This window comes from Pseudomonas sp. MN1F (assembly GCF_009391885.1).
Lineage (GTDB): Bacteria > Pseudomonadota > Gammaproteobacteria > Pseudomonadales > Pseudomonadaceae > Aquipseudomonas.
On sequence record NZ_VZII01000023.1, the window covers coordinates 18924 to 41440 of the forward strand.

Annotated in this window: 23 protein-coding genes and 1 riboswitch; of the genes, 14 read left to right on the forward strand and 9 right to left on the reverse strand. The window is 63.2% G+C overall.

Annotation, left to right across the window (positions count from 1 at the left end; translation table 11 throughout):
* Window positions 1–23: 23 nt before the first annotated feature.
* Together F6X59_RS12855 and upp are read right to left on the reverse strand one after the other, a co-directional pair.
* Window positions 24–1289, reverse strand: a complete 1266-nt coding sequence (locus F6X59_RS12855; protein ID WP_152956553.1) for a uracil-xanthine permease family protein — start codon at window positions 1287–1289, stop codon at window positions 24–26.
* Between the two features lie 2 nt (window positions 1290–1291).
* Window positions 1292–1930 (reverse strand): uracil phosphoribosyltransferase, encoded by a 639-nt coding sequence (upp, locus tag F6X59_RS12860; protein WP_152956554.1) that lies wholly within the window; start codon window positions 1928–1930, stop codon window positions 1292–1294.
* A gap of 160 nt (window positions 1931–2090) precedes the next feature.
* Here upp and F6X59_RS12865 point away from each other — a divergent pair, with 160 nt between their 5' ends.
* The 4 genes from F6X59_RS12865 to F6X59_RS12880 all read left to right on the forward strand — a co-directional run bounded on the left by F6X59_RS12865 (window position 2091) and on the right by F6X59_RS12880 (window position 4005).
* Window positions 2091–2648, forward strand: coding sequence for a hypoxanthine-guanine phosphoribosyltransferase (locus F6X59_RS12865; protein WP_152956555.1), 558 nt, complete (start codon window positions 2091–2093; stop codon window positions 2646–2648).
* A gap of 2 nt (window positions 2649–2650) precedes the next feature.
* Window positions 2651–3124: a WbuC family cupin fold metalloprotein gene (locus F6X59_RS12870; RefSeq protein WP_152956556.1), complete on the forward strand. Its 474-nt coding sequence runs from the start codon at window positions 2651–2653 to the stop codon at window positions 3122–3124.
* 52 nt (window positions 3125–3176) lie between these two features.
* Window positions 3177–3647 (forward strand): hypothetical protein, encoded by a 471-nt coding sequence (locus tag F6X59_RS12875; protein ID WP_152956557.1) that lies wholly within the window; start codon window positions 3177–3179, stop codon window positions 3645–3647.
* Between the two features lie 67 nt (window positions 3648–3714).
* Complete coding sequence (locus tag F6X59_RS12880; RefSeq protein ID WP_027918322.1) at window positions 3715–4005, forward strand: PA4642 family protein; 291 nt, start codon at window positions 3715–3717, stop codon at window positions 4003–4005.
* 55 nt (window positions 4006–4060) lie between these two features.
* On the opposite strand, the gene mqo is transcribed toward F6X59_RS12880, so the two are convergent.
* Both mqo and F6X59_RS12890 read right to left on the reverse strand, forming a co-directional pair.
* Window positions 4061–5566, reverse strand: a complete 1506-nt coding sequence (gene mqo, locus F6X59_RS12885) for a malate dehydrogenase (quinone) (protein WP_152956558.1) — start codon at window positions 5564–5566, stop codon at window positions 4061–4063.
* A gap of 605 nt (window positions 5567–6171) precedes the next feature.
* Window positions 6172–6405 (reverse strand): hypothetical protein, encoded by a 234-nt coding sequence (locus F6X59_RS12890; RefSeq protein WP_152956559.1) that lies wholly within the window; start codon window positions 6403–6405, stop codon window positions 6172–6174.
* Window positions 6406–6550: 145 nt separating this feature from the next.
* Between F6X59_RS12890 and F6X59_RS12895 the strand changes: the two genes are divergently transcribed.
* Window positions 6551–7135, forward strand: coding sequence for a YajG family lipoprotein (locus F6X59_RS12895; RefSeq protein WP_054887481.1), 585 nt, complete (start codon window positions 6551–6553; stop codon window positions 7133–7135).
* Window positions 7136–7205: 70 nt separating this feature from the next.
* On the opposite strand, the gene F6X59_RS12900 is transcribed toward F6X59_RS12895, so the two are convergent.
* Complete coding sequence (locus F6X59_RS12900) at window positions 7206–7412, reverse strand: hypothetical protein (protein ID WP_152956560.1); 207 nt, start codon at window positions 7410–7412, stop codon at window positions 7206–7208.
* A gap of 159 nt (window positions 7413–7571) precedes the next feature.
* Here F6X59_RS12900 and F6X59_RS12905 point away from each other — a divergent pair, with 159 nt between their 5' ends.
* On the forward strand, window positions 7572–7832 hold the full coding sequence (locus F6X59_RS12905; protein ID WP_152956561.1) for a hypothetical protein: 261 nt from the start codon (window positions 7572–7574) through the stop codon (window positions 7830–7832).
* A gap of 33 nt (window positions 7833–7865) precedes the next feature.
* Here F6X59_RS12905 and F6X59_RS12910 read toward each other — a convergent pair whose 3' ends face one another.
* Complete coding sequence (locus tag F6X59_RS12910; protein ID WP_152956562.1) at window positions 7866–9035, reverse strand: 1-acyl-sn-glycerol-3-phosphate acyltransferase; 1170 nt, start codon at window positions 9033–9035, stop codon at window positions 7866–7868.
* Between the two features lie 123 nt (window positions 9036–9158).
* Between F6X59_RS12910 and F6X59_RS12915 the strand changes: the two genes are divergently transcribed.
* The 4 genes from F6X59_RS12915 to F6X59_RS12930 all read left to right on the forward strand — a co-directional run bounded on the left by F6X59_RS12915 (window position 9159) and on the right by F6X59_RS12930 (window position 11132).
* On the forward strand, window positions 9159–9341 hold the full coding sequence (locus F6X59_RS12915; RefSeq protein ID WP_027918329.1) for a CPXCG motif-containing cysteine-rich protein: 183 nt from the start codon (window positions 9159–9161) through the stop codon (window positions 9339–9341).
* Window positions 9341–9601 carry a putative signal transducing protein gene (locus tag F6X59_RS12920; RefSeq protein WP_152956563.1) on the forward strand — a complete coding sequence of 87 codons (261 nt, stop codon included), beginning with the start codon at window positions 9341–9343 and terminating at the stop codon, window positions 9599–9601. Before F6X59_RS12915 ends, F6X59_RS12920 begins: the two co-directional genes overlap by 1 nt.
* A 15-nt stretch (window positions 9602–9616) precedes the next feature.
* Window positions 9617–10237, forward strand: a complete 621-nt coding sequence (locus F6X59_RS12925; protein ID WP_152956564.1) for an SOS response-associated peptidase — start codon at window positions 9617–9619, stop codon at window positions 10235–10237.
* 79 nt (window positions 10238–10316) lie between these two features.
* Window positions 10317–11132, forward strand: coding sequence for a M48 family metallopeptidase (locus F6X59_RS12930; RefSeq protein WP_152956565.1), 816 nt, complete (start codon window positions 10317–10319; stop codon window positions 11130–11132).
* 38 nt (window positions 11133–11170) lie between these two features.
* Here the strand turns inward: F6X59_RS12930 and F6X59_RS12935 are convergent, their stop codons facing one another.
* From F6X59_RS12935 to F6X59_RS12945, 3 genes are all read right to left on the reverse strand, one after another.
* Complete coding sequence (locus F6X59_RS12935) at window positions 11171–11752, reverse strand: TMEM165/GDT1 family protein (protein ID WP_178120082.1); 582 nt, start codon at window positions 11750–11752, stop codon at window positions 11171–11173.
* A gap of 23 nt (window positions 11753–11775) precedes the next feature.
* Window positions 11776–11964: riboswitch (yybP-ykoY riboswitch) on the reverse strand.
* A 39-nt stretch (window positions 11965–12003) separates the two neighbouring features.
* On the reverse strand, window positions 12004–13002 hold the full coding sequence (locus F6X59_RS12940) for a class I SAM-dependent methyltransferase (protein WP_152956567.1): 999 nt from the start codon (window positions 13000–13002) through the stop codon (window positions 12004–12006).
* Window positions 13003–13065: 63 nt separating this feature from the next.
* Window positions 13066–14031, reverse strand: a complete 966-nt coding sequence (locus F6X59_RS12945) for a 2-hydroxyacid dehydrogenase (protein ID WP_152956568.1) — start codon at window positions 14029–14031, stop codon at window positions 13066–13068.
* 163 nt (window positions 14032–14194) lie between these two features.
* Between F6X59_RS12945 and F6X59_RS12950 the strand changes: the two genes are divergently transcribed.
* The 4 genes from F6X59_RS12950 (at window position 14195) to F6X59_RS12965 (ending at window position 22486) form a co-directional block, all read left to right on the forward strand.
* Window positions 14195–15877: a fatty acid--CoA ligase gene (locus F6X59_RS12950; protein ID WP_152956569.1), complete on the forward strand. Its 1683-nt coding sequence runs from the start codon at window positions 14195–14197 to the stop codon at window positions 15875–15877.
* Between the two features lie 329 nt (window positions 15878–16206).
* On the forward strand, window positions 16207–18126 hold the full coding sequence (locus tag F6X59_RS12955) for a DUF1302 domain-containing protein (protein WP_152956570.1): 1920 nt from the start codon (window positions 16207–16209) through the stop codon (window positions 18124–18126).
* 25 nt (window positions 18127–18151) lie between these two features.
* Window positions 18152–19516, forward strand: coding sequence for a DUF1329 domain-containing protein (locus F6X59_RS12960; protein ID WP_152956571.1), 1365 nt, complete (start codon window positions 18152–18154; stop codon window positions 19514–19516).
* 252 nt (window positions 19517–19768) lie between these two features.
* Window positions 19769–22486 carry a LuxR C-terminal-related transcriptional regulator gene (locus F6X59_RS12965; RefSeq protein ID WP_152956572.1) on the forward strand — a complete coding sequence of 906 codons (2718 nt, stop codon included), beginning with the start codon at window positions 19769–19771 and terminating at the stop codon, window positions 22484–22486.
* Window positions 22487–22517: the final 31 nt, after the last annotated feature.

A 22517-nucleotide genomic window follows, 5' to 3' on the forward strand; every position in this document is an offset into this window, starting at 1 on the left:
CCCTTCGCAGCACAGGAACGCGCCTACACATCCAGCTTCTTGTGTTTCCAGCCGTCATTGCCCGGCAGGATCAGGTTCAGGGCGATGGCCACGATGGCGCACAGGGCAATACCTTTCAGGCCCCAGTCATCCGGGCCGTCGCCGCTGCCGATCAGCACGCCGCCGATACCGAACACCAGGGTCACCGAAACGATCACCAGGTTGCGCGCTTCGGCCAGGTCGATCTTGTGGCGGATCATGGTGTTCATGCCCACCGCCGCGATCGAGCCGAACAGCAGGCACAGAATGCCGCCCATCACCGGTACCGGAATGCTCTGCAGCAGCGCGCCGAACTTGCCGATGAAGGCCAGGGTGATGGCAAACACGGCCGCCCAGGTCATGATCTTCGGGTTGTAGTTTTTGGTCAGCATCACCGCGCCGGTCACTTCGGCGTAGGTGGTGTTGGGCGGGCCGCCAAACAGGCCGGCTGCGGTGGTGGCCAGGCCGTCACCCAGCAGGGTGCGGTGCAGGCCGGGCTTCTTCAGGTAGTCGCGGCCGGTCACGCTACCGACTGCAATCACCCCACCGATGTGCTCGATCGCCGGCGCGAGGGCAACCGGGACGATGAACAGGATGGCCTGCCAGTTGAAAGCTGGCGCGGTGAAGTTGGGAATTTCCAGCCACGGTGCGGCGGCGATCTTGGCGGTGTCGACCACGCCAAAGGCGAACGACAAGGCGAAACCCACCAGCACGCCGGAGATGATCGGCACCAGACGGAAAATACCTTTGCCGAACACGGCGACGACCAAGGTCGTCACCAGCGCAGGCATGGAGATCAGCATGGCGGTCTTGTACGGCATGAGTGCCGCACCATCACCGCCCTTGCCCATCGCCATGTTGGCGGCGATCGGGGCCATGGCCAGGCCGATGGAAATGATCACCGGGCCGATCACCACTGGCGGCAGCATGCGGTCAATGAAACCGGTGCCCTTGATCTTCACCATCAGGCCCATGAAGGTGTACACGAAACCTGCGGCCATCACGCCGCCCATGGTTTCGGCCAGGCCGAACTGGCCCTTGGCGAGGATGATCGGGGTGATGAAGGCAAAGCTCGACGCCAGGAACACCGGTACCTGACGGCCGGTGACCAGCTGGAACAGCAGGGTGCCGATGCCGGCGGTGAACAACGCCACGTTCGGGTCGAGGCCGGTGATCAGCGGCATCAGCACCAGCGCGCCGAATGCCACGAAGAGCATCTGCGCGCCCGAGACGACCTGGCGCCATAGCGGGTCGTTGAAGCCGTCCTGCATGGTCAGGCGTCCTTCTGCTTGGTGCCGAAGATCTTGTCACCGGCATCGCCCAGGCCTGGGACGATGTAACCATGCTCGTTCAGGTGCTGGTCGATCGAGGCGGTGAAGATCTGTACGTCCGGGTGGGCTTTTTCCACCACGGCGATGCCTTCTGGCGCGGCGACCAGCACCATGGCGCGGATCTCCTTGCAACCGGCCTTTTTCAGCAGGTCGATGGTGGCGACCATCGAACCGCCGGTGGCGAGCATCGGGTCGATGATCAGGGCCAGGCGCTGGTTGATGTCCGGCGCGAGCTTTTCCAGGTAGGTGTGCGCTTCGAGGGTTTCCTCGTTGCGGGCAACGCCGACGGCGCTGACCTTGGCGCCCGGGATCAGGCTGAGCACGCCGTCGAGCATGCCGATGCCAGCGCGCAGGATCGGGACCACGGTGATCTTCTTGCCGGCGATTTTTTCAACTTGCACCTTGCCGCACCAGCCGTCGATCTCGTAGGTTTCGAGGGGCAGGTCCTGGGTGGCTTCGTAGGTCAGGAGCGCGCCGACTTCCTGGGCGAGTTCGCGAAAATTCTTGGTGCTGATATCGGCACGGCGCATGAGGCCGAGCTTGTGGCGGATCAGCGGATGGCGGATCTCACGAGTAGGCATGGGGGGCTCCGAAAGGCGGGCAAAAAAACCGCGATAGATTAATCTATTCAGCCTTTGCTGTCGTGTAGTCCTTTTGCACGTTAGTCCATAAATGCTTGATCTGTGACGAGCGGATGCGTACCTTTGCCCGCTTTTCCAAAATGCACCCCTGGAGAGCGCCATGTCCGCTGATCTCGAGCACATCCGTCAAGTCATGCGCGAGGCAGACTGCCTGTACCACGAAGCCGAAGTCGAAGCGGCCATCGCCAAGGTCGGCGAGCAGATCAGCAAGGACCTGCACGACACCAACCCCGTGGTGTTCTGCGTGATGAACGGCGGCCTGATCTTTGCCGGCAAACTGCTGACCCACCTGCAGTTCCCGCTGGAGGTTTCGTACATCCATGCTACCCGTTACCGCAACCAGACCAGTGGCGGCGAGTTGTTCTGGAAGGCCAAGCCGGAAGTGTCGTTCATCGACCGTGACGTGCTGATCGTCGATGACATTCTCGACGAAGGCCACACCCTCAGCGCCATCATCGAGTTCTGCAAGCATGCCGGGGCACGCGCAGTGCACACCGCCGTGCTGATCGACAAGGACCACGACCGCAAGGCCAGCCCAGGCCTGAAGGCCAGCTATGCCGGCCTGCCGTGCATCGATCGCTATATCTTTGGTTACGGAATGGACTATAAAGGCTACTGGCGTAACGCAAACGGCATTTTCGCGGTCAAGGGACTGTAATCATGAGTCAGCCTGCATTCATCGACCAAACGTTGTTTACCGGGCTGGCGCAAAAAGCCGCCGAGGCGCCACGTCTGCGGCACCATCACAACTTTCATGAGATGGATGACCCTTGCCACCGCCTGGCGATCGGCCTGCAGCCCTCGACCTACATCGCCCCGCACCGGCACCTGAGCGACGACAAGGCGGAAACCTTGCTGGCGCTGAAAGGCCGCATCGGTCTGTTGCTGTTCGATGAGCAGGGCGCGCTGGCCAGCACGCGCATCCTCGAAGCAGGCGGCGAGTGCATGGGCGTAGACCTGCCGCCGGGCGTCTACCATGGCCTGGTGGCGCTTGAAGCCAACACCATCATGTTCGAATGCAAGGCCGGCCCTTATCGCCAGTTGGTCGAGGGTGAACACGCGCCTTGGGCGCCACGTGAAGGTGAGCCTGGCGTGGCTGAATACCAGGCCTGGATGCTCGCGCAGTTCGATTGAGATCTGCCATTGCCTGCATGCTAGAGTGCTCCTTCATGCCAAGGAGCCTCACATGCGTGCGATTCTTCCCCTGCTGCTGGCGGTGAGCCTGCCTCTCGCCGCCGCACCGCTGCACAGCCAGTTCCTCCCGCCCGATGACCAGGCCCTGCGCCAGGAAGCGCCGACCGGCCAGCAATTGCTGCAAGTGACCGACTACTCGGTAGTGGTGGGTGCCCAGCGCCAGTCCGACCAACAGCCGATCCCGATCACCGCTTCGCTGCAGATGCGCCTGAAGGGCAAGCCACTGAGCAAAGGCGCGACCATCAGCCAGGTGCTGCTCAATTTCGACGCGGAGGCAGGCAAAAGCCTGAAGAAGCCGGTGTACGACGAAAAGACCCGTACCCTGAGCCTCAATTACCCGGTCAGCGATTACCGGGTAGTCATGGACTTGCTGCGCAACGAGACCGTCTATGTGCAGTTCCTGACCTACGCCAACGGCCACATCTGGGCCGACCTGCACACCGGTACCGTACGTTCGCGTTGAGGCGCGCGGCCTGTGAGGGGTAAACTGCCGGCCTTCGAAATTCCATGATGGTCAGTTGGAGCCGGCAATGCGCAAAGACAAGAAGCAGGTGATTGGTGACGAAATCAGCGACGACTACATCAAGTCGTTCCTCCAGTTTGAGCCGGCCGATGGCGTGACCTCGCCTTCGCACCACAAACTGATCAAGGGCTACCGCGGCCTGCGTGTCGATGACTTCGAGCGCTTCGTGGGCTTCTTCGTCGAGGCTGGCCTGGACCTGGATGGCAAGGACGAGCACGGCAAGACCTTCGTCGAAGTGATCGCCGACCAGCGTAACGCGCCGGAGTACGTCGAGATCATCGCCAAGGCCCGCGGCTGATAAAGCCCAGGCACAAAAAAACGCCCCGAGGGGCGTTTTTTCGTTTCAGGCCGGCTTAGGCGTAATGCTTGGCCGGGCTGTCTTCCACCAGTTCCAGCGCCACATCGTTGTCGGCACTGATCTTGCGGTACAGTGCGGCGTCGGTGGCCAGGGCCTTCTCGCGAGCCGGGAAGATTTCCTTGAGCTTGGCAGCCCAGGCTCCTTTGGCCTGCTCGGGGAAGCAGCGCTCGATCAGCTCAAGCATGATCGAGACGGTTACCGAAGCACCTGGCGAGGCGCCGAGCAGTGCTGCCAGGCTGCCGTCCTGTGCCGACACCAGCTCGGTACCGAACTGCAGGATGCCGCCTTTCTTCGGGTCTTTCTTGATGATCTGCACGCGCTGGCCGGCCACTTCCAGGCGCCAGTCTTCTGCTTTGGCCTGTGGGTAGAAGCGGCGCAGGGATTCCAGGCGCTGCTCCATCGACTGCATCACTTCACTGACCAGGTACTTGGTCAGGTCCATGTTGTCGCGGGCGACAGCCAGCATCGGGCCGATGTTGCCCATGCGCACCGACAGCGGCAGGTCCATGAGCGAGCCGTGCTTGAGGAACTTGGTGGTAAAGCCGGCATAAGGGCCGAACAGCAGCGAAGTCTTGCCGTCCACCACGCGGGTGTCCAGGTGTGGCACCGACATCGGCGGTGCGCCGACCGCAGCCTGGCTGTACACCTTGGCCTGGTGCTGCTTGACGATTTCCGGGTTGTCGCAACGCAGCCACTGGCCGCTCACCGGGAAGCCGCCGAAGCCTTTGCTTTCCGGGATGCCGGACAGTTGCAGCAGCGGCAGGGCCGCGCCGCCAGCGCCGAGGAACACGAAACGGGCGTCGACTTCGCGGGTGCCGCCGCTGTTGACGTCCTTGATGCTCACGGTCCAGCCGCTGCCGTTACGGCGCAGGCCGACGACTTTCTTGCTGTACTTGACCTGCGCGTCCGCGCTGTCGCCCAGTACCTTGAGCAGCTTGTTGGTCAGTGCCCCGAAGTTGACGTCGGTGCCTTTGGCCACGCGGGTTGCGGCGATGTGCTGGTCGGCCGGGCGGCCTGGCATCATCAGCGGCATCCACTCCTTCATCACGCCCTTGTCTTCGGTGTATTCCATCTCGGCGAAGGCGTGGTGCTGCTTGAGCAGCTCGAAGCGCTTCTTGAGGAAGGACACACCCTTGTCACCTTCGACGTAGCTCAGGTGCGGGACCGGGTTGATGAATGCACGTGCCGAGCCGAAGGTGCTCTTCTTGCTCAGGTAAGCCCAGAACTGGCGCGAGACCTCGAACTGGGTGTTGATGTGCACGGCCTTCTTGATGTCGATGCTGCCATCGGCGGCCTGGGGCGTGTAGTTCAGCTCGCACAGGCCAGCGTGGCCGGTGCCTGCGTTGTTCCAGGGGTTGGAGCTTTCCGCGGCTCCGGAGTCCATTGCCTCGACGACCTCAAGCTTCAGGGTCGGGTCAAGCTCCTTGAGCAGTACGGCCAGGGTGGCACTCATGATGCCCGCGCCTACCAGTACCACATCAACCGATTCGTTCTGCGCCATTTAACGCGTCTCCACAATCTACAGCTACCTAATTGACAGCATAGGACCACTGGGGTTGCCAGGATCGCCATGTCCGACTCTTCGCAGTTCTTGCAACTTCCGCGGACACCGCCAATCAGTCTTCGGGTTCAGGTATTGAACGCCGTTTGCCACAGGTGCGGCAATTCGACTAATGGTCAAGGTGTCGTGCGTGCGCTATGGAACGACTTCAGACACTCATCCGGGATGAGCGCTTTTGCCGTCTGTTCAGGGCTGTTCGGGACACATCTGCCGCTTTTGCACATGCCAGACTGTTCATTTGCTCGCCACACTCTCGTGAAGTTGTGAAAAACCGTTTTTTCACGCTCTTTTGGAGACGTGAACCTCAAAAGGGGACTGCGCGATGGCAACCCACAGGTTCATGCAGTGCGAAGGGCCGGAAAAGCAGGCACGACAGCCGATGCAAGACCTGAGTGGAAGGCTCTCTGTGGGCGAAGCGGGTGAAGGTGCCGGGGTCAATCGGCAAATGCGGGGCCCGATCAGGAGACGTCCTTATAATCGGGGGGAGATTATAACGATGTCGCGGGCAGAAAGGTCGTAATTCGTGGTTTTTATTGCAGCGTTTGTCAGGCCGCGAGGATGCGCTGATGCCAGCGGCGGCTTGCGCGTGCGCAAACTCGGGCTTCGGCGGGCAGTTCGCGGCCCAGCCAGGCGAGCTTGATTTCGCTTATCTGCACCCATCCACTGCCGCTTGGCGCCTGGCGGCATTGCTTGAAGGCCAGGCATTTGCCTTCGCCGTCGAGGCGGGCATAGGCATTGTGGCGCGGGCGTTGGCAGAGCAGTGTCCAGAGCGAGGCCATGACGGTGCGTCCTGTGCGTTTGGGCTTGGCGCAAGGATAAGGGCGCAGCCATGAAACGATTGTGACAAGCGGGCCGGACCGATGACTGGTCTGTGCCTGGCTGGGTATACTGTGGGCCTTTGCCGTATTTTCTGGAGAAACGCGCATGTTGCAACGTCTGTTGTTCGGTTTGATTGCCGTGGCCAGCCTCAGCCTGGTCGGTTGTGCCCACAGCCCGCAACAACTCAGCCCGCAACCCACGCTCAAGGCTCAGCTCGCACCGGTCGGTCACGGCCAGCCAGTGGTGGTCAAGGTGGTCGATGGGCGTGCTTCGCAATCCCTGGGTACCCGTGGTGGCATGTACCCCGAGACCAGCACCATCAGCGTCAGTGGCAATGATGTCGTGCCCAAGCTGCAGGCCCAGGCCGAAGCCGCTGTGCGCCTGCTCGGCTTCACCCCGACGCCGAACGCCTACAACGCACCGCAGCTGACCGTGACCCTGGCTGAGCTGAAGTACCAGTCGCCGAAGGACAACCTGTACGTGACCGAAGCCACCATCGGTGCCACCTTCCGTGCCGATGTGCAGAATGCCAGCCGCCGTTACAGCGGCCGCTACGGCGCTTCGCTGGACCAGCGTTTCGGCATGGCGCCGAACCAGGACACCAACACCCAGCTGGTGGGCGATGTGCTGAGCGATGCGCTGACCCGCCTGTTCAAGGACCCGACCATCGGTCAGGTGCTGGGCGAATAAGCCTCAGGCTGCAAACGAAAAACCCGCTACCTGCGTGCCAGGTAGCGGGTTTTTTATTGCCTGGACAGACCTAGGCGGCTGCGATGTGGAAATCCAGCAAGCTGACGCCGGTACTTGCATCCACCTCGGGCAGGTCTTCGTGCATGTGCCCACCGAGCGCGCAGTAGACCAGCCACTGGCGGTCCTGGACATTGATGGCGAAACCATCGATCAATGCCTGCTGCTCATCGCTCTGAGCCACGAGATAGAGACGGTCCTGGTTTTCAGCGTGCAGCATCAACAAGCTCCGGTACGGGAAAGGCCGATAGAGTGGCCTGCCCTGATGACGAGCATGTGACAGATGAAATCAAGTGACACTTTGTCGCCAAGGCCGGGCGGGCGGGGCGGACTCCGGTAGAATGCCGGGCTTCGCTGTGGCTATGACCGAGGTTGCGTGATGTCGTTGCAAGTGCTCTGGGGCTTTCTTTCTGCCCACCCTACCAAGCTGATCAATCTGCTGGCGCTTTTGCTCACCTGCCCAGGCGGGTTGCTGCTGCAGAGTGCCCGGCGGCGTGAGGCGATCACCCGCGAGAGTCTGGCGGTGGAAGAGGGGCCAGCGGATGCCTTCGTCCAGCGCGTGCCGCGCTACTACTACATCCTCGGGTTTTCCTGCCTGGCGATGGCCTTGCTGCTGTCCTGGTTCAGCACCTGGATTTGAAATACTTGGGGCCACATGGCGGCCCCAAGCCGGTCAGGCGACAGGCGCCTGCTGCTTGACCTGATACTGGTTGCGCACCGGTGTTGCATACTGCAACACCAGGTAAGGCCGCTGCTCCTCGGGGCAGGCATCCAGCCGGCGCTGCCATTCTTCCCTGGCCTTGGCCAGTTCTTCGGCCGGGAACACCTTCTCGGCGCTCGGCACCTGCAGTGCCTCGTCCTTCTCGCTCCACATCGCATAGGCCAGGTAATGCACCGGGAACAGGCGGTAGCCGCCGAGGATCTGCCGGTCGGTTTCCTGTGCCAGCTGCTTGGTGTCCTCGTAGTACTCGGTCACCGGCGCGGCGAAGTGGATGTGCACCCGGCCCTTGTAGCCGGTGATGCCCTTGGCGATGCTGTTGTCGTCCTCGCCCGGTGCCTTCTTGTAGGTGCCGGTGGTGGCGCGGATGTACAGCTCGCGGGCCTTGGCCTGGTCGCAGGGGTCGTACTCGTAGCTGATCGACACCGGGATCAGGTTCAGGCTCTGGATTACCGCGCCGAACGGCTCGTCCTTGCGGCTCATGTGGAACATCTTGAGGATCGCCGAATCGGTGCGGTCGTCACCGTCCTTGGCGCGGCCTTCGGCCTGGGCGATCCAGATCGACGTGCCGTCATTGCGGATCGAATGGTTGATGTAGGCCGAGAGCAACTGGTAGGCCGCAAGCTTTTCGCGGCGGCCACTGATCGAGCGGTGCACGATGAAGCTCTTGTTCAGGCGCATCATGTCGCTGACGAACGGCTTCTGCAGCAGGTTGTCGCCGATGGCGATACGCGGCGTTGGCAGGCCGGCGTGGTACACCGCGTAGTTGACGAAGGCCGGGTCCATGACGATGTCGCGGTGGTTGGCCAGGAACAGATAGGCCGTGCCCGACTTGAGCTGTTCGACGCCGGAGTAGGTGACGCCGTCGGTGGCACGTTCGATGGTCTGGTCGACGTAGTACTCGACTTTGTCCTGCAAGGTCGATACGCAGGTGACGCCGGCGAATTCCTTGCGCAGGCGGCGGGCAATCAGCGGCTTGAGCAGCCAGCCGAGGGCGCCAGCGGCGCGCGGGAATTTGAAGTGGGTGAGGATATCGAGGAATGCCGGGTCGCTGAGCAGGCGCGCCAGAACGGCAGGGACCTCAGCATCGTCGTACGGTCGGATGGCATCGAATTCGCCCATCATGCTCTCTTGTTGGAAACGGCTAGGGTAATAAGGTAAGGGGTCGGGCCCGAAAAACGGCTCGGGCACACGCAAGCCCTGTAAACAGACCGGCAATTATACGCACAAGTCACCCCGGAGGCCGCGATGCTCGAACAAGCGTTCTACGATTGCCCTTATTGTGGTGAAGAAGTCGAAACGACAGTGGACCTGTCCGGGGGCGACCAGGAGTACATCGAGGACTGCCAGGTGTGCTGCAAGCCTATCCGCTTCGTGCTGCAGGTTCATGGCGATGAATGGATGCTGGATGTCTACGGTGAGAACGACTGATGCGGCGGATCTATGAACCGGAAAACCTGCTGGAGGCCGAAATGCTGGTGGGCATGCTTGCCAGTGAGGGCATCGAAGTGCACCTGGCCGGTCGCGACCTGATGGGCGGCGCGGGTGAATTGCCCTTGCAGGGGCTGCTTGGGCTTGCGGTGCCCGACGAACAGGCCGAATACGCACGGCAACTGATCGACGCGTACAATGGGGCCGAGCCGCTTGCCGGCGACGAGCCGGAGAGTCATCCCGGTACCTTGATCTGCTAGGTTCTGAAATCGCCCATGTGTGGACGTTACGCCCTGTTTCGCTGGCCCCAGGCGCTGGCCAGCCTGCCGGGTTTCCCTGCCGGCCAGCCGGCCCAATGGAATATCTCGCCTGGCGCTTCGGTGCTGATCCAGCGCCAGCTCGACGGCCAGCAGCAACTGGCCAAGGCCCGCTGGGGGCTGACCCCTGCCTGGCTCACCGACCTCTCCCGCACCCCCGCACACGCCCGGGCCGAGACCTTGGCCGAGCAGCCGATGTTCCGCGAAGCGTTTCGCCAGCGCCGTTGCCTGATGCCGGCCAACGGTTTTTACGAGTGGCGCGGCACGGTGCGCAAACGGCCTTACTGGCTGACGCCCGGGGAGGGCGCATCGCTGTATTTTGCTGCCGTGTGGGAGGCCTACCCGGTGCAGGACCAGGTGTGGTTGAGCTGCGCGGTGGTGACTCAAGCCGCGATGAATCAGCGTCGGCCGCTGATTCTCGATGCTGCCGGCCAGGCTGCCTGGCTGGACCCGGACACACCGATGCCACGCTTGCACGAGCTGCTCGCCAGCCCGCCGGCGACACTGCGCGAGCGGGCCCTGGCGAACTTCGTCAATGACCCGAAACTGGACGCACCGGAGTGCCTGACACCCGCTTAGGTAAAATCTTCCCTGCGGCTATGGCGGGGTATGGGTGACTCAGCCTAGGATACGGCGCATGTAAAAAGGGAGTGTTTTCATGCGTAAGTCTTTTGTCGTCAGCCTGTTGAGTGCTGGCATCCTGCTGGCCGGCTGCCAGGCGGTGAATACCACCAGCGGCGGTGCTGTCGGCGTCGAGCGCCAGCAGTACATGTTCAGCATGCTCTCGACCGATGAGGTCAACCAGATGTACGCCCAGTCGTACCAGCAGACCCTCGGCGAGGCGTCGAGCAAAGGCGTGCTGGACAAGTCCAGTGCCGATGCCAAGCGCGTGCAGACCATCGCCAACCGGCTGATCGCCCAGGCGCCCAAATTCCGCCCTGATGCCGCGCAATGGAAATGGGAAGTCAACGTCATCAAGAGTGACGAGCTAAATGCCAACTGCGGGCCGGGCGGCAAGATCATCGTGTACACCGGGCTGATCGACCAGCTCAAGCTCACCGATGCGGAAATCGCCGCAGTGGTCGGTCACGAAATCGCCCACGCCTTGCGCGAGCACAGCCGTGAAGCGATGTCCAAGGCCTACGGCGTGGAGATGGCACGCCAGGGCGCGGGTGCATTGCTTGGCCTGGGCCAGGACAGCATGGCGTTGGCCGACGCCGTGGTGAACTACTCCATGACCCTGCCCAACAGTCGCGCCAACGAGAACGAGGCCGACCTGATCGGCCTGGAATTGTCGGCGCGTGCCGGTTACGACCCGAATGCCGCAATCACCTTGTGGAACAAGATGAGCAAGGCTTCGGAAGGGGCGCCACCTGAGTTCATGAGCACTCACCCGGCATCCAGCAGCCGGATTGCCTCGTTGCAAGCGGCGATTCCCAAGGTGATGCCGCTGTACGAAGCGGCCAAGAAGTAAAAACTTAGGGGGCGCACAGCGCCCCCAGCTTTTTAGCGTTACCCCACCCAACCGCTGGTCTTCATCGCCGAGTAAACGGCCACGATCGCCAGCACGAAGAACGCCGTAGCCGCCAGGCGGCGAATCAGTGTCAGTGGCAGTTTCTCCGCGGCGAAGTTACCCGCCAGCACCACCGGCACGTTGGCAATCAGCATGCCCAGGGTAGTCCCGAGGATGACCAGGATCAGGTGCGGATACTGGGCAGCCAGCATCACCGTGGCGACCTGGGTCTTGTCACCGATCTCGGCCAGGAAGAACGCGATCAGCGTGGTCAGGAACGGGCCGAAGCGGCGGGCCGGGTTCTCGTCATCGTCCATCTTGTCCGGCACCAGGGTCCACAATGCGGTGGCGGTGAAGCTCGCGGCGAGTATCCAGTGCAGTACCGACTCGCTGAAGAAGCCACCGACCCAGGCACCCACGGCACCGGCAGCGGCATGGTTGGCCAAGGTGGCGGCGATGATGCCGGCGATGATCGGCCAAGGCTTGCGGAAACGTGCGGCGAGGATGAGCGCGAGTAATTGCGTCTTGTCGCCGATTTCGGCCAAGGCAACGATTGCGGTGGGGACCAACAGAGATTCCAGCATCAGGATTCCTACGGGGGCGGGTCGACACGGCTATGACACGTACAGCCTCCCCGCCCCGGGTAAGGTGTGCGTGTCATAGGTCTTGTCAAACCGAGGACCTGTCTGAGCAGGTCGCTGGGTCGCACGCGCCATGGCCTGTGGGCCAAGTATGTTGACGCGTGCCGGGCGAGCAGGGCGCTCGCGGGAGACTACTCCCCTAGGACGGTGCGGATTCTGCCTAGCCGAAACCATTTCGGCAAGCCCTGTTTTTATCCGCGTGTGGCGCGATAGATGCGGAAGCCATCGGCCTCGGCGCAGGTCTGGCAGTTACCCAATGCACCCTCGATCAGCGGCTGATAGCGCAGGAAGCTGTTCGCCACAAGGCGCATTTCGCCACCTTTTCGCAGATGTTGGCCGGATTTTTTCAGCAGGTTTTCCGAGGCCTGGTAGTTGGTGTGGACCCCGGTGTGGAACGGTGGGTTGCTCAGGATCAGGCTCAGGTCGGCAGGCGCGGCATCGATGCCATCGCCGCTGATGACTTCACCTTCAAGGCTGTTGGCCGCCAGGGTGAGGCGGCTGGCTGCCACGGCGAAGGCATCGACATCCAGCAGGGTGACCCGGCTCTGTGGATAACGACGTTTGACCGTGGCGCCGAGCACGCCAGCGCCGCAGCCAAAGTCGAGCACATGGCCGACCGCCAGGTTGTCCAGGTGCTTGAGCAACAGCGCGGTGCCGCGGTCGAGGCGGCCGTGGCTGAACACCCCCGGCAGGCTCACCACCTGCAGTGGGCCATCCTCGAGGTCGAGGGTGAAGCGCTCAGCCAGGCTCTCCAGCGGTTTGGCTTGCGGGGCATTGTCCACGGTCACCTGCCACAGCTGGCAATGCCGTGCGCTGTCCAGTTTGCGCGGCTTGCCGAACGCCTGCAGCTGTTTGGCCGCGCCTTCGATGCCGCCACGTTTCTCACCCACCAGGTACAGCTCGCGGCCCGCCAGGCGCGAAGCCAGGGCATTGAGCAGGTAGGCCGCCAGTTCGCGGGACTTGGGCAGGAACAGCACGGCCGTCTCGAAGGCGACCTGCGGCACGTCGACGCCGTAGTGGCTGCGCCCGGGGAAGCGGCTGTCGAGCATGGCCTGGTCGCCGGCATGCCAAGTCCAGCCATGGGCTTGAGGCAACTGCCCGAGCAGGCCGTCAGCGGGGGCGCCGGCGAGCAGCAGCGGGCCCTGGAACAGCTCTGCCTGGCGGAGTAATACTTCACTGCGCGGGTCCATGGACGACGCCTCCTGAAAAAGTGGCGCAGTGTAGCAGAGCCGGGCGCGGGGCTGAGCGCGTGCTCAGCTGACCACGCGGCGTGGCTGGCCTTCGAAGAAGGCCTTGGCGTTTTCGCTGAGCTGGCCGACGATGCGCTGGCGCGACTCTACCGCGCCCCAGGCGCTGTGCGGGGTGATCAGCAGGCGTGGGATGCCCTTTTCCAGCAGCGGGTTGCCATTGACCGGCGGCTCGACGCTCAGCACATCGGTGGCCGCGCCGCCCAGATGGCCGTTGCGCAAGGCGTCGGCCAGGGCCTGTTCGTCGATCAGGCCGCCGCGGGCGGTGTTGACCACCAGTGCGCCCTTTTTCAGCAGCGCCAGTTCGCGGGCACCGATCATGTGCCGGGTGTGCTCGTTGAGCGGGCAGTGCAGGGTCAGCGCGTCGACCTGCGGCAGCAGTTCGTCCAGCGCCAGGCGATCGTCACGTGCCGGGCGGCCAGGGATCTGCCCGCTCAGCACGCGCATGCCGAAGGCTTCGGCCAGCCGTGCCACCGCGCCACCCAGTTCGCCATGGCCGAGCAGGCCGAGGGTCTTGCCCTCCAGTTCGACGATCGGGAAATCCAGCAGGCAGAACTGGCTGGCCTTGGCCCACTCGCCGTCGGCAACCGCCTGGTTGTAGTCGCACAGGCGCGTGGCCAGGGCCAGCAGCAGGGCGATGGTGTGCTGGGCCACTGACGGCGTGCCATAGCCCTGGCAGTTGCAGACCGTGATGCCCTGCGCGCGTGCGGCTGCCAGGTCGACATTGTTGGTGCCGGTCGCGGCCACCAGGATCAGCTTCAGCTGCGGGTTGGCGGCCAGCGTGGCGGCATCGAGCATGACCTTGTTGCTGACCACCGCGACGGCGCCTTGCAGGCGTTCGGCGACTTGCTCCGGGCGGGTGGCGGCAAACAGCTCGAATTCGTCGAACTGTTGCTGCAACGGCGACAGGTCGAGGTCGCCAAGGTCCAGGGATTGGTGATCGAGAAACACGGCGCGGCGCAAGCTGGGCATCAGGGGAAGCTCCGGTGGCAGGGCAGGGGTTGATCCATCACCCCGCACAATGCCACTCATACCTTACGCCGCCAAATCATTCCTTCGGCTGATTTGACCGTCACATTGAGCTACTACAGTAGTTCCAGACTTGTCCGGCATGCTTTTCAGAAAAGGGATCACCATGTTGCAGACCCGCATCATCAAGCCCGCCGAGGGCGCCTATACCTTCCCTCTGTTGATCAAGCGCCTGCTGATGTCTGGCAGCCGCTACGAGAAGACCCGCGAGATCGTCTATCGCGACCAGTTGCGCCTGACTTATCCACAGCTCAACGAGCGTATCGCCCGCCTCGCCAACGTGCTGACCGAAGCCGGGGTCAAGGCCGGTGACACCGTGGCGGTGATGGATTGGGACAGCCACCGTTACCTGGAATGCATGTTCGCCATCCCGATGATCGGTGCAGTGGTGCACACCATCAACGTGCGCCTGTCGCCTGAGCAGATCCTCTACACCATGAACCACGCCGAAGACCGCTTCGTGCTGGTCAACAGCGATTTCGTCGGCCTCTATCAGGCCATCGCCGGGCAATTGACCACGGTCGACAAGACCGTGCTGATCACCGACGGCCCGGACAAGAGCGCCGACCTGCCGAACCTGATCGGCGAATACGAGCAACTGCTCGCCGCCGCCAGCCCGCGCTACGACTTCCCCGATTTCGACGAGAACTCGGTGGCCACCACCTTCTACACCACCGGCACCACGGGCAACCCCAAGGGCGTCTACTTCACCCACCGCCAGCTGGTGCTGCATACCTTGGCCGAAGCTGCGGTGACCGGCAGCATCGACAGCGTGCGCCTGCTCGGCAGCAATGACGTGTACATGCCGATCACGCCGATGTTCCACGTGCATGCCTGGGGCATCCCCTACGCGGCCACCATGCTCGGCATGAAGCAGGTCTACCCGGGGCGCTACGAGCCGGACATGCTGGTCAAACTGTGGCGCGAAGAGAAGGTCACCTTCTCGCACTGCGTGCCGACCATCCTGCAGATGCTGCTCAACTGCCCGAACGCCCAGGGCCAGGACTTTGGCGGCTGGAAGATCATCATCGGCGGCAGCGCCCTGAACAGCTCGCTGTACAAGGCCGCGCTGGCGCGCGGTATCCAGCTGACTGCTGCCTACGGCATGTCCGAAACCTGCCCGCTGATTTCCGCTGCGCACCTGAACGACGAGCTGCAGGCCGGCAGCGAGGACGAACGTGTCACCTACCGCATCAAGGCCGGCGTGCCGGTGCCGTTGGTGGAAGCCGCGATCGTTGATGGCGAGGGCAACTTCCTGCCAGCCGATGGCGAGACCCAGGGCGAACTGGTGCTGCGTGCGCCGTGGCTGACCATGGGGTACTTCAAGGAGCCGGAAAAGAGCGAGGAGCTGTGGCACGGCGGCTGGCTGCACACCGGTGACGTCGCCACCCTCGACGGCATGGGTTACATCGATATCCGCGACCGCATCAAGGATGTGATCAAGACCGGCGGCGAATGGATCTCTTCGCTCGACCTCGAGGACCTGATCAGCCGTCATCCGGCCGTGCGCGAAGTGGCGGTGGTCGGGGTGGCCGACCCGCAATGGGGCGAGCGCCCGTTTGCCCTGCTGGTGGTGCGTGACGACAAGGCGATCGATGCCAAGGCGTTGAAGGAGCATCTGAAGCCGTTTGTCGAGGAAGGGCACATCAACAAGTGGGCCATTCCGAGCCAGATCGCCGTTGTTACTGAAATTCCCAAGACCAGTGTCGGCAAGCTCGACAAGAAGCGTATCCGCCAGGACATCGTCCAGTGGCAGGCCAGTAACAGCGCCTTCCTGTCTACCTTGTAAGCCCGCTGCGGGGCGTGCGCGATGCTGCTCGACCCGCATGCTAGACGGTCTAAGGCCTTGCCAAACGAAAAATATCGGCCATGCTTCAGCACGGCCACTGCGCTGCCCGGGAAACGCCGGGGCGATTTGGCAGCGGGTGCGCAAATCACACTTTAGAGGGATCAAGCACCTGAGCCTGCTGGCTATAGTCGGGCCCAGGGGATTTTCAGGAATGGGGGAGGGCGGCACGCGCAAGACGTGCCGCTGCAGGGGAAACCTGCACACCGGTCGCTCGGGCCGTTTCTGAAAGGACTCACTGCCATAACAATAAAGTACATGGAGTAGCGTCGATGAAATCTGCAAATCCGTTCTGGCGCCGGGCCAAGTTGCCATTGGCCGTCAGCCTTGCTTCCACGCTCGCAAGTCCTGCTTTCGCTGTCAGTTTCAACATTGGTGAAATCGAAGGCCAGTTCGACTCGTCGCTCTCCGTCGGCGCCAGCTGGTCCACTGCCAACCCCAACCAGAACCTGATCGGTGCCAACAACGGCGGCAAGGGGCTGTCGCAGACTTCCGACGACGGCCACCTGAACTTCAAGAAGGGCGAAACCTTCTCGAAGATCTTCAAAGGCATCCATGACCTGGAGCTCAAGTACGGCGACACCGGTGTGTTCGTACGTGGCAAGTACTGGTACGACTTCGAGCTGAAAGACGAACACCGCGAATTCAAGGACATCAGCGACTCCAATCGCAAGGAGGGCGCCAAGTCGGCAGGTTCGGAACTGCTCGATGCCTTCGTCTACCACAACTACGCGGTCGGCGATCAGCCGGGCTCGGTGCGCCTGGGCAAGCAGGTGGTGAGCTGGGGCGAAAGTACCTTCATCGGCGGCGGCATCAACGCGATCAACCCGATCGACGTTTCGGCGTTTCGTCGCCCAGGTGCCGAGATCAAGGAAGGCCTGATCCCGGTCAACATGTTCTACGTGTCGCAGAGCCTCACCGACAACCTGTCGGCCGAAGGCTTCTACCAGATCGAGTGGGACCAGACGGTTGTCGACAACTGCGGGACGTTCTTCTCCCAGCCCGACGTGATCGCCGATGGTTGCAACAACAACCTGGCTGTACTCGCCACAAAAAATTCGCTGACCAGCCGCCTTGGGCCGCTGGCGACGCCAGTTAACAACACCCTGGCCGCCCGGGGCGTGACCTACGGCAACCCTGACGAAGGGGTGATCGTGCGCCGTGGCGCGGATCGCGATGCGCGCGACAGCGGGCAGTTCGGTGTAGCCATGCGCTACATGTTCGAGCCGCTCAACACCGAGTTCGGTGGCTACTTCATGAACTATCACAGCCGTGCACCCATCTTCAGTGGCCGCGGCGCAGACGCTCAGTTCTACAGCACCTCTGGCCTGGCCGGCGCGCTGGTCAGAGCGGGCGTACCGGCCGGTGCGTTGGCCAACCTGCTGCCCAGCCTGATGCCGTTGCAGGTTGCAGGCAACTCCAGCTACTACGTGGAGTACCCGGAAGACATTCGCCTGTATGGCCTGAGTTTCTCGACCACGCTGCCCACCGGTACGGCCTGGAGCGGTGAAATCAGCTATCGCCCGAATGCCCCGGTGCAGCTCAATACCACCGATATCCTCTACTCGGGCCTGACCCCGCTCAACCCCAACGTATCCGTGCTGAAAGGCACCCCAGGTGCCGATCAGCCAGGCTACCGCCGCAAGGAAATCACCCAGCTGCAGACCACGTTCACCCACTTCTTCGACCAGGTGATGGGCGCGGAGCGGCTGACCATGGTCGGCGAAGTCGGCTGGACCCACGTCGGTGGCCTGGAAAGCACCTCCAAGGCGCGTTATGGGCGTGACCCGGTGTTCGGCCCGGGCCCGCTGCCCAATGGCCAGTGCGAGGCGCTCAACACCAGCACCCTGGGCACCTCGAATGCCAACAACGTGTCGCGCTACTGCGAAAACGACGGTTACACCACAGCCGACTCCTGGGGTTACCGCGTACGCGCGATCTGGGACTACAACAACGTCTTTGCCGGGGTGAACCTGCGCCCGAGCGTGGCCTGGTCGCATGACGTCGATGGCTATTCGCCGGGGCCGGGCGGCAACTTCGAGGAAGGGCGCAAGGCGATCAGCCTGGGCCTGGACGCGGAGTATCAGCAAACCTATACCGCCAGCCTGTCGTACACCAACTTCTTCGACGGCAAGTACAGCACCGTGGATGATCGCGACTTCGTCGCCCTCAGCTTCGGCGTGAACTTCTAAGAACACTGATCCAGGACGACACGAGATGAACAAGACCAGAAGTCTGTTGCAAGCCGGTGTACTGGGCCTGTCCCTGCTGGCGACCAGCGTCATGGCTGCGGTTTCCGCCGACGAAGCGGCAAAGCTTGGCAGCACCCTGACCCCGATGGGTGCGGAAAAGGCCGGTAACGCCGACGGTTCGATCGGCCCTTGGGAGCCACTGTCGAAGACCGCAGGCAGCGTCGATGCCAAGGGTTTCCTGTCTGACCCGTATGGCAGCGACAAGCCGCTGTTCACCATCACCGCGCAGAATGCCGAGCAGTACAAGGACAAGCTCTCGCCGGGCCAGCTGGCGATGCTCAAGCGCTACCCGGACACCTTCAAGATCCCGGTGTTCAAGACCCACCGCGGTGCCACCGCGCCTGACGATGTGTTCGCCGCCATCAAGAAGAACGCCACCGCGACCACCCTGGTCGAAGGCGGCAACGGCCTGAGCAATTTCCAGACCGCCGTGCCCTTCCCGATTCCGAAAAGCGGCCTGGAAGTGATCTGGAACCACATCACGCGCTACCGCGGCGGCAGCGTCAGCCGCCTGGTGACCCAGGCAACCCCGCAGCAGAACGGCTCCTACAGCCTGGTGTATTTCGCCGACCAGTTCGTCTTCCGCGACAAGATGAAGGACTACGACCCGAACAACCCAGGCAACATCCTGTTCTACTTCAAGCAGGAGGTAACCGCTCCGGCACGCCTGGCCGGCACCGTGCTGCTGGTGCACGAGACCCTCGACCAGGTCAAGGAGCCGCGCAAGGCGTGGATCTACAACGCCGGCCAGCGCCGTGTGCGCCAGGCACCGCAGGTGTCGTACGACGGCCCGGGTACCGCGGCCGACGGCCTGCGCACCTCGGACAACCTGGACATGTACAACGGTGCGCCGGACCGCTACGACTGGAAGCTCGAGGGCAAGAAGGAGATGTACATCGCCTCCAACGCCTTCAAGCTGGATGACCCCAAGCTCAAGTACGCCGACATCCTCAAGGCCGGGCACATCAACCAGGACCTGGCCCGCTACGAGCTGCGCCGGGTCTGGCATGTGGTCGCGACGCTCAAGCCTGGCCAGCGCCATATCTACGCCAAGCGTGACTTCTACATCGACGAGGACACCTGGCAAGCTGCAGTGATCGACCAGTACGACGGTCGTGGTCAGTTGTGGCGCATCTCCGAGGCCCATGCCCAGCCGTACTACAACAACCAGGTACCGTGGTACACCCTGGAAGCCATCTACGACCTGCAGTCGGGGCGCTACCTGGCGCTGGGCATGAAGAACGAAGAGAAAAAAGCGTACGACTTTGGCTTCACTGCCAGCAAAGCTGATTTCCAGCCAGCGGCCCTGCGCCAGTCGGGTATCCGTTGAGCTGAAAACCTGCAACTCCGTGTGATCTCCCAGACCGCCCCGGCTTGCCGGGGCGTTTCTGTTTGGGCGTGCCGATAAGACCGATGAATACCTCGCCAAACCCCCGCCCCAGCCACTGTCTGTCAGCCATGTTGCTTTTTGTCGCAGTCTTTTCCAGGCAAATGGCGCCCATCATCTTCAAATGCGTTGCATTACCCGCTAGTCTCGCAAGCATCCGTACCGCCGTAGTTTTCCCAACAGAACGAGCCGGCCATGACAGATCTGTCCCGTACGCATGGATTCGCCAGCCAGGCCCTGGGCCTGCTGGACGGGCGTTTCTTCCGGCCACCACAGCCGGACGGCCACGTGCCGCGTGCACGTCTGTGCCGCCGCTTGCAGGGCGGCCTTGGCGGGCGCCTGTTATTGGTCAACGCCCCCGCAGGCTTTGGCAAAAGCTCCCTGGCCATCGAATTCTGCGAGTCGCTGCCCAGCCATTGGCGCAGCCTGTGGCTCGGCCTGAGCCAGCGGGATGCCGACCCCGGCCGTTTCCTTGAGCGCCTGCTCGAAGGCCTGCAGCAATACTGCCCGGCACTGGGCGGGCAGGCCATGGGCCTGTTGAAGATGCGTCAGCGCCACCAACCCTTTGCGTTCGAAGAGTGGATCGACAGCTTGCTCGACGAGTTGGCGCTCTACCTCCAGGCCGATACGCCTTTGCTGCTGGTGCTGGACGACTACCACCTGGCCCAAGGGCCGGTACTCGATCGCTGCCTGCAGTTCTTCCTCAATCACTTGCCGGCTGGCCTGGTACTGCTGGTAACCAGCCGCCAGCGCCCGGACTGGCACCTGGCGCGGCTGCGTCTGTCACGCCAGCTGGTCGAGCTTGGCGAGCAGGATCTGCGCCTGACACCGGACGAATCGCTGGCAGTGATTGGCCGCCAGCCCACAGGGCTGCGCGGTCAGGCACTGGACAACCTGATTCAACGCAGCGATGGCTGGGTGGCCGGACTGCGCTTTTGGCAGTTGGCCGCCAGCGAGGCCGGTGACGAGCATGCCTTGCCCCAGGCCCTGCACGGTGGCGAAGGGCTGATCCGCGACTACCTGCTGGAAGAAGTCATCGAGATGCTGCCAGCGGACGTGCAGGCGTTTCTGGACGACACGGCCTGCCAGGAGCGCTTTTGCGCTGCGCTGTGTGATGCGCTGCGTGAACGTCACGACAGTGACGCGATCCTGCGTTATCTGCAGGCGCATCAGGTGTTTCTGGTGCCGCTGGACGAACATGGCCACTGGTATCGCTACCATCACCTGTTCTCTGACCTGCTGCGCAGCCGCCAGTCCAGCGAGCCGCTGGCGCGCCTGCACCTGCGCGCCTGCCGCTGGTTCCAGGCCCAGGGGTTGCTCGACGAGGCGGTGGAACAGGCGTTACGCGCTGGCCACCTCGACGTTGCCGCCGACCTGGTGCAGAGCCTGTCCGAAGAACAACTGCTGGCCGAGCAGAACGTCGGCATGCTGTTGCGCTGGAAGATGGACCTGCCCGACAGCCTGCTGATCAGCACGCCGCGGTTGATCGTGCTGTACAGCTGGGCACTGGGCCTGGCCTGCCAGCTGGATGCGGCAGAAGAGCTGGCAAGTTACCTCAGCCGCTTCCTGCCCGCGCCTTCGGCCACCGCACAGAGGTCGATGCTGGCGCAGTGGCTGGCCCTGAGCGGGGTCATCGCCCGTGGCCGGGGTGACCGCGAACGGACCTTGGCCTATTGCGGCGAAGCGCTGCAGAGCCTGCCGAGCAAGCGCTATGGGCAACGCCTGGTGTGCCTGTCGACGCTGTCCAACCTGGCCATTGCCGATGGCGACTTCTGGCGCGCGCGCGGCTGGAACCGCGAAGCGCTGGAGCTGGCGCAGCGAGTCGGCAACCCGTTGTTCGAGGCGCTGGCGCATTATGATCGTGCGCGGGTGCTGCATGCCCGCGGCGAGGTGTTGCGGGCGCTGGATGAAGTGCGTCAAGGTTTGCAGCGCCTGCAGGGGCTGTCGGCACAGCGGCTGTACGCGGTGCGGGCCCGCTTGACCTTGTACGAGGGCTACCTGCTGGTGGCGCGCCTGCAGCCTGCGCAAGGGCGTGCGCGCTTGCGCGCAGGGCTTGGCGAGGCGCGCGCCTGCCGTGACATCAGCGTGCTGATCGGCCATTGCGTGATTGCCTCGCTCGATGGCCGTGAGGGCCAATTTGCCGAGGCTTTCGCCGAGCTGGCCGAGGCGGAGCGGTTGATGCACATCTGGGATGTGCCGCCGATCTTCTACCTGGCGATGATCACTCTGGTGAAGTGCGAACTGTGGCTCGCCCAGGGCCGTATCGATCTGGCCGAATCCTGGTTGCTGCGCCTGGGCCAGACCTACGGCGGCCAGCACCCGGCGGCGGCGCCAGAGTTTCACCCTTTGTTGCCACTGCATATCGAACTGCAGCAGGCTCTGCTCGAGCGTGTGCAGCAGCGCAGCGAAGACGCCGTGGCGCGCCTGTGCGCCCTGGCCGAGCGCGGGCAGGCCAGTGGCGGCATGATGCTCACCCTGCACGCACTGTCGCAGTGGGTCGACCTGTTATTGAGCGAGGGGCGTGAAGCACAGGCAGCGCAGCTGCTACCCATGGCGTTGAGCGCAGCCCGGGGCGGGGTGGTGCAGCCCTTCCAGCGCCTGATCGAATTGCATCCGGGTTGGCTGCGTGAGCAATTGCTTGCGCAACCAGCCTGCCAGGCCCAGGCCGAGCTGCTGGCGCGCCTGCCCGAGCCCGCGGCCCCCTCAGGCATCGCTGCCGAGGCATTGAGCGGTCGCGAGCTGGCGGTGCTCGAACTGATCGCCCAAGGCTGCTCCAACCAGCAGATCAGCGAGCGGCTGTTCATCTCGCTGCACACCGTCAAGACCCATGCCAGCCATATCAACAGCAAGCTCGGGGTGGAGCGTCGCACCCAGGCAGTGGCCCGTGCCAAGTCGCTGGGCTTGCTGGGCTGAAGCTAGCTGCAAGGGGCATGGCGTTTCAAGA

What these genes read in the sequence shown, in the direction of transcription:
- F6X59_RS12855 (WP_152956553.1), bottom strand. Translation starts at nt 1,289, where the DNA reads ATGCAGGACGGCTTCAACGACCCGCTATGGCGCCAGGTCGTCTCGGGC.
- upp (WP_152956554.1), bottom strand. Translation starts at nt 1,930, where the DNA reads ATGCCTACTCGTGAGATCCGCCATCCGCTGATCCGCCACAAGCTCGGC.
- F6X59_RS12865 (WP_152956555.1), top strand. Translation starts at nt 2,091, where the DNA reads ATGTCCGCTGATCTCGAGCACATCCGTCAAGTCATGCGCGAGGCAGAC.
- F6X59_RS12870 (WP_152956556.1), top strand. Translation starts at nt 2,651, where the DNA reads ATGAGTCAGCCTGCATTCATCGACCAAACGTTGTTTACCGGGCTGGCG.
- F6X59_RS12875 (WP_152956557.1), top strand. Translation starts at nt 3,177, where the DNA reads ATGCGTGCGATTCTTCCCCTGCTGCTGGCGGTGAGCCTGCCTCTCGCC.
- F6X59_RS12880 (WP_027918322.1), top strand. Translation starts at nt 3,715, where the DNA reads ATGCGCAAAGACAAGAAGCAGGTGATTGGTGACGAAATCAGCGACGAC.
- mqo (WP_152956558.1), bottom strand. Translation starts at nt 5,566, where the DNA reads ATGGCGCAGAACGAATCGGTTGATGTGGTACTGGTAGGCGCGGGCATC.
- F6X59_RS12890 (WP_152956559.1), bottom strand. Translation starts at nt 6,405, where the DNA reads ATGGCCTCGCTCTGGACACTGCTCTGCCAACGCCCGCGCCACAATGCC.
- F6X59_RS12895 (WP_054887481.1), top strand. Translation starts at nt 6,551, where the DNA reads ATGTTGCAACGTCTGTTGTTCGGTTTGATTGCCGTGGCCAGCCTCAGC.
- F6X59_RS12900 (WP_152956560.1), bottom strand. Translation starts at nt 7,412, where the DNA reads ATGCTGCACGCTGAAAACCAGGACCGTCTCTATCTCGTGGCTCAGAGC.
- F6X59_RS12905 (WP_152956561.1), top strand. Translation starts at nt 7,572, where the DNA reads ATGTCGTTGCAAGTGCTCTGGGGCTTTCTTTCTGCCCACCCTACCAAG.
- F6X59_RS12910 (WP_152956562.1), bottom strand. Translation starts at nt 9,035, where the DNA reads ATGATGGGCGAATTCGATGCCATCCGACCGTACGACGATGCTGAGGTC.
- F6X59_RS12915 (WP_027918329.1), top strand. Translation starts at nt 9,159, where the DNA reads ATGCTCGAACAAGCGTTCTACGATTGCCCTTATTGTGGTGAAGAAGTC.
- F6X59_RS12920 (WP_152956563.1), top strand. Translation starts at nt 9,341, where the DNA reads ATGCGGCGGATCTATGAACCGGAAAACCTGCTGGAGGCCGAAATGCTG.
- F6X59_RS12925 (WP_152956564.1), top strand. Translation starts at nt 9,617, where the DNA reads ATGTGTGGACGTTACGCCCTGTTTCGCTGGCCCCAGGCGCTGGCCAGC.
- F6X59_RS12930 (WP_152956565.1), top strand. Translation starts at nt 10,317, where the DNA reads ATGCGTAAGTCTTTTGTCGTCAGCCTGTTGAGTGCTGGCATCCTGCTG.
- F6X59_RS12940 (WP_152956567.1), bottom strand. Translation starts at nt 13,002, where the DNA reads ATGGACCCGCGCAGTGAAGTATTACTCCGCCAGGCAGAGCTGTTCCAG.
- F6X59_RS12945 (WP_152956568.1), bottom strand. Translation starts at nt 14,031, where the DNA reads ATGCCCAGCTTGCGCCGCGCCGTGTTTCTCGATCACCAATCCCTGGAC.
- F6X59_RS12950 (WP_152956569.1), top strand. Translation starts at nt 14,195, where the DNA reads ATGTTGCAGACCCGCATCATCAAGCCCGCCGAGGGCGCCTATACCTTC.
- F6X59_RS12955 (WP_152956570.1), top strand. Translation starts at nt 16,207, where the DNA reads ATGAAATCTGCAAATCCGTTCTGGCGCCGGGCCAAGTTGCCATTGGCC.
- F6X59_RS12960 (WP_152956571.1), top strand. Translation starts at nt 18,152, where the DNA reads ATGAACAAGACCAGAAGTCTGTTGCAAGCCGGTGTACTGGGCCTGTCC.
- F6X59_RS12965 (WP_152956572.1), top strand. Translation starts at nt 19,769, where the DNA reads ATGACAGATCTGTCCCGTACGCATGGATTCGCCAGCCAGGCCCTGGGC.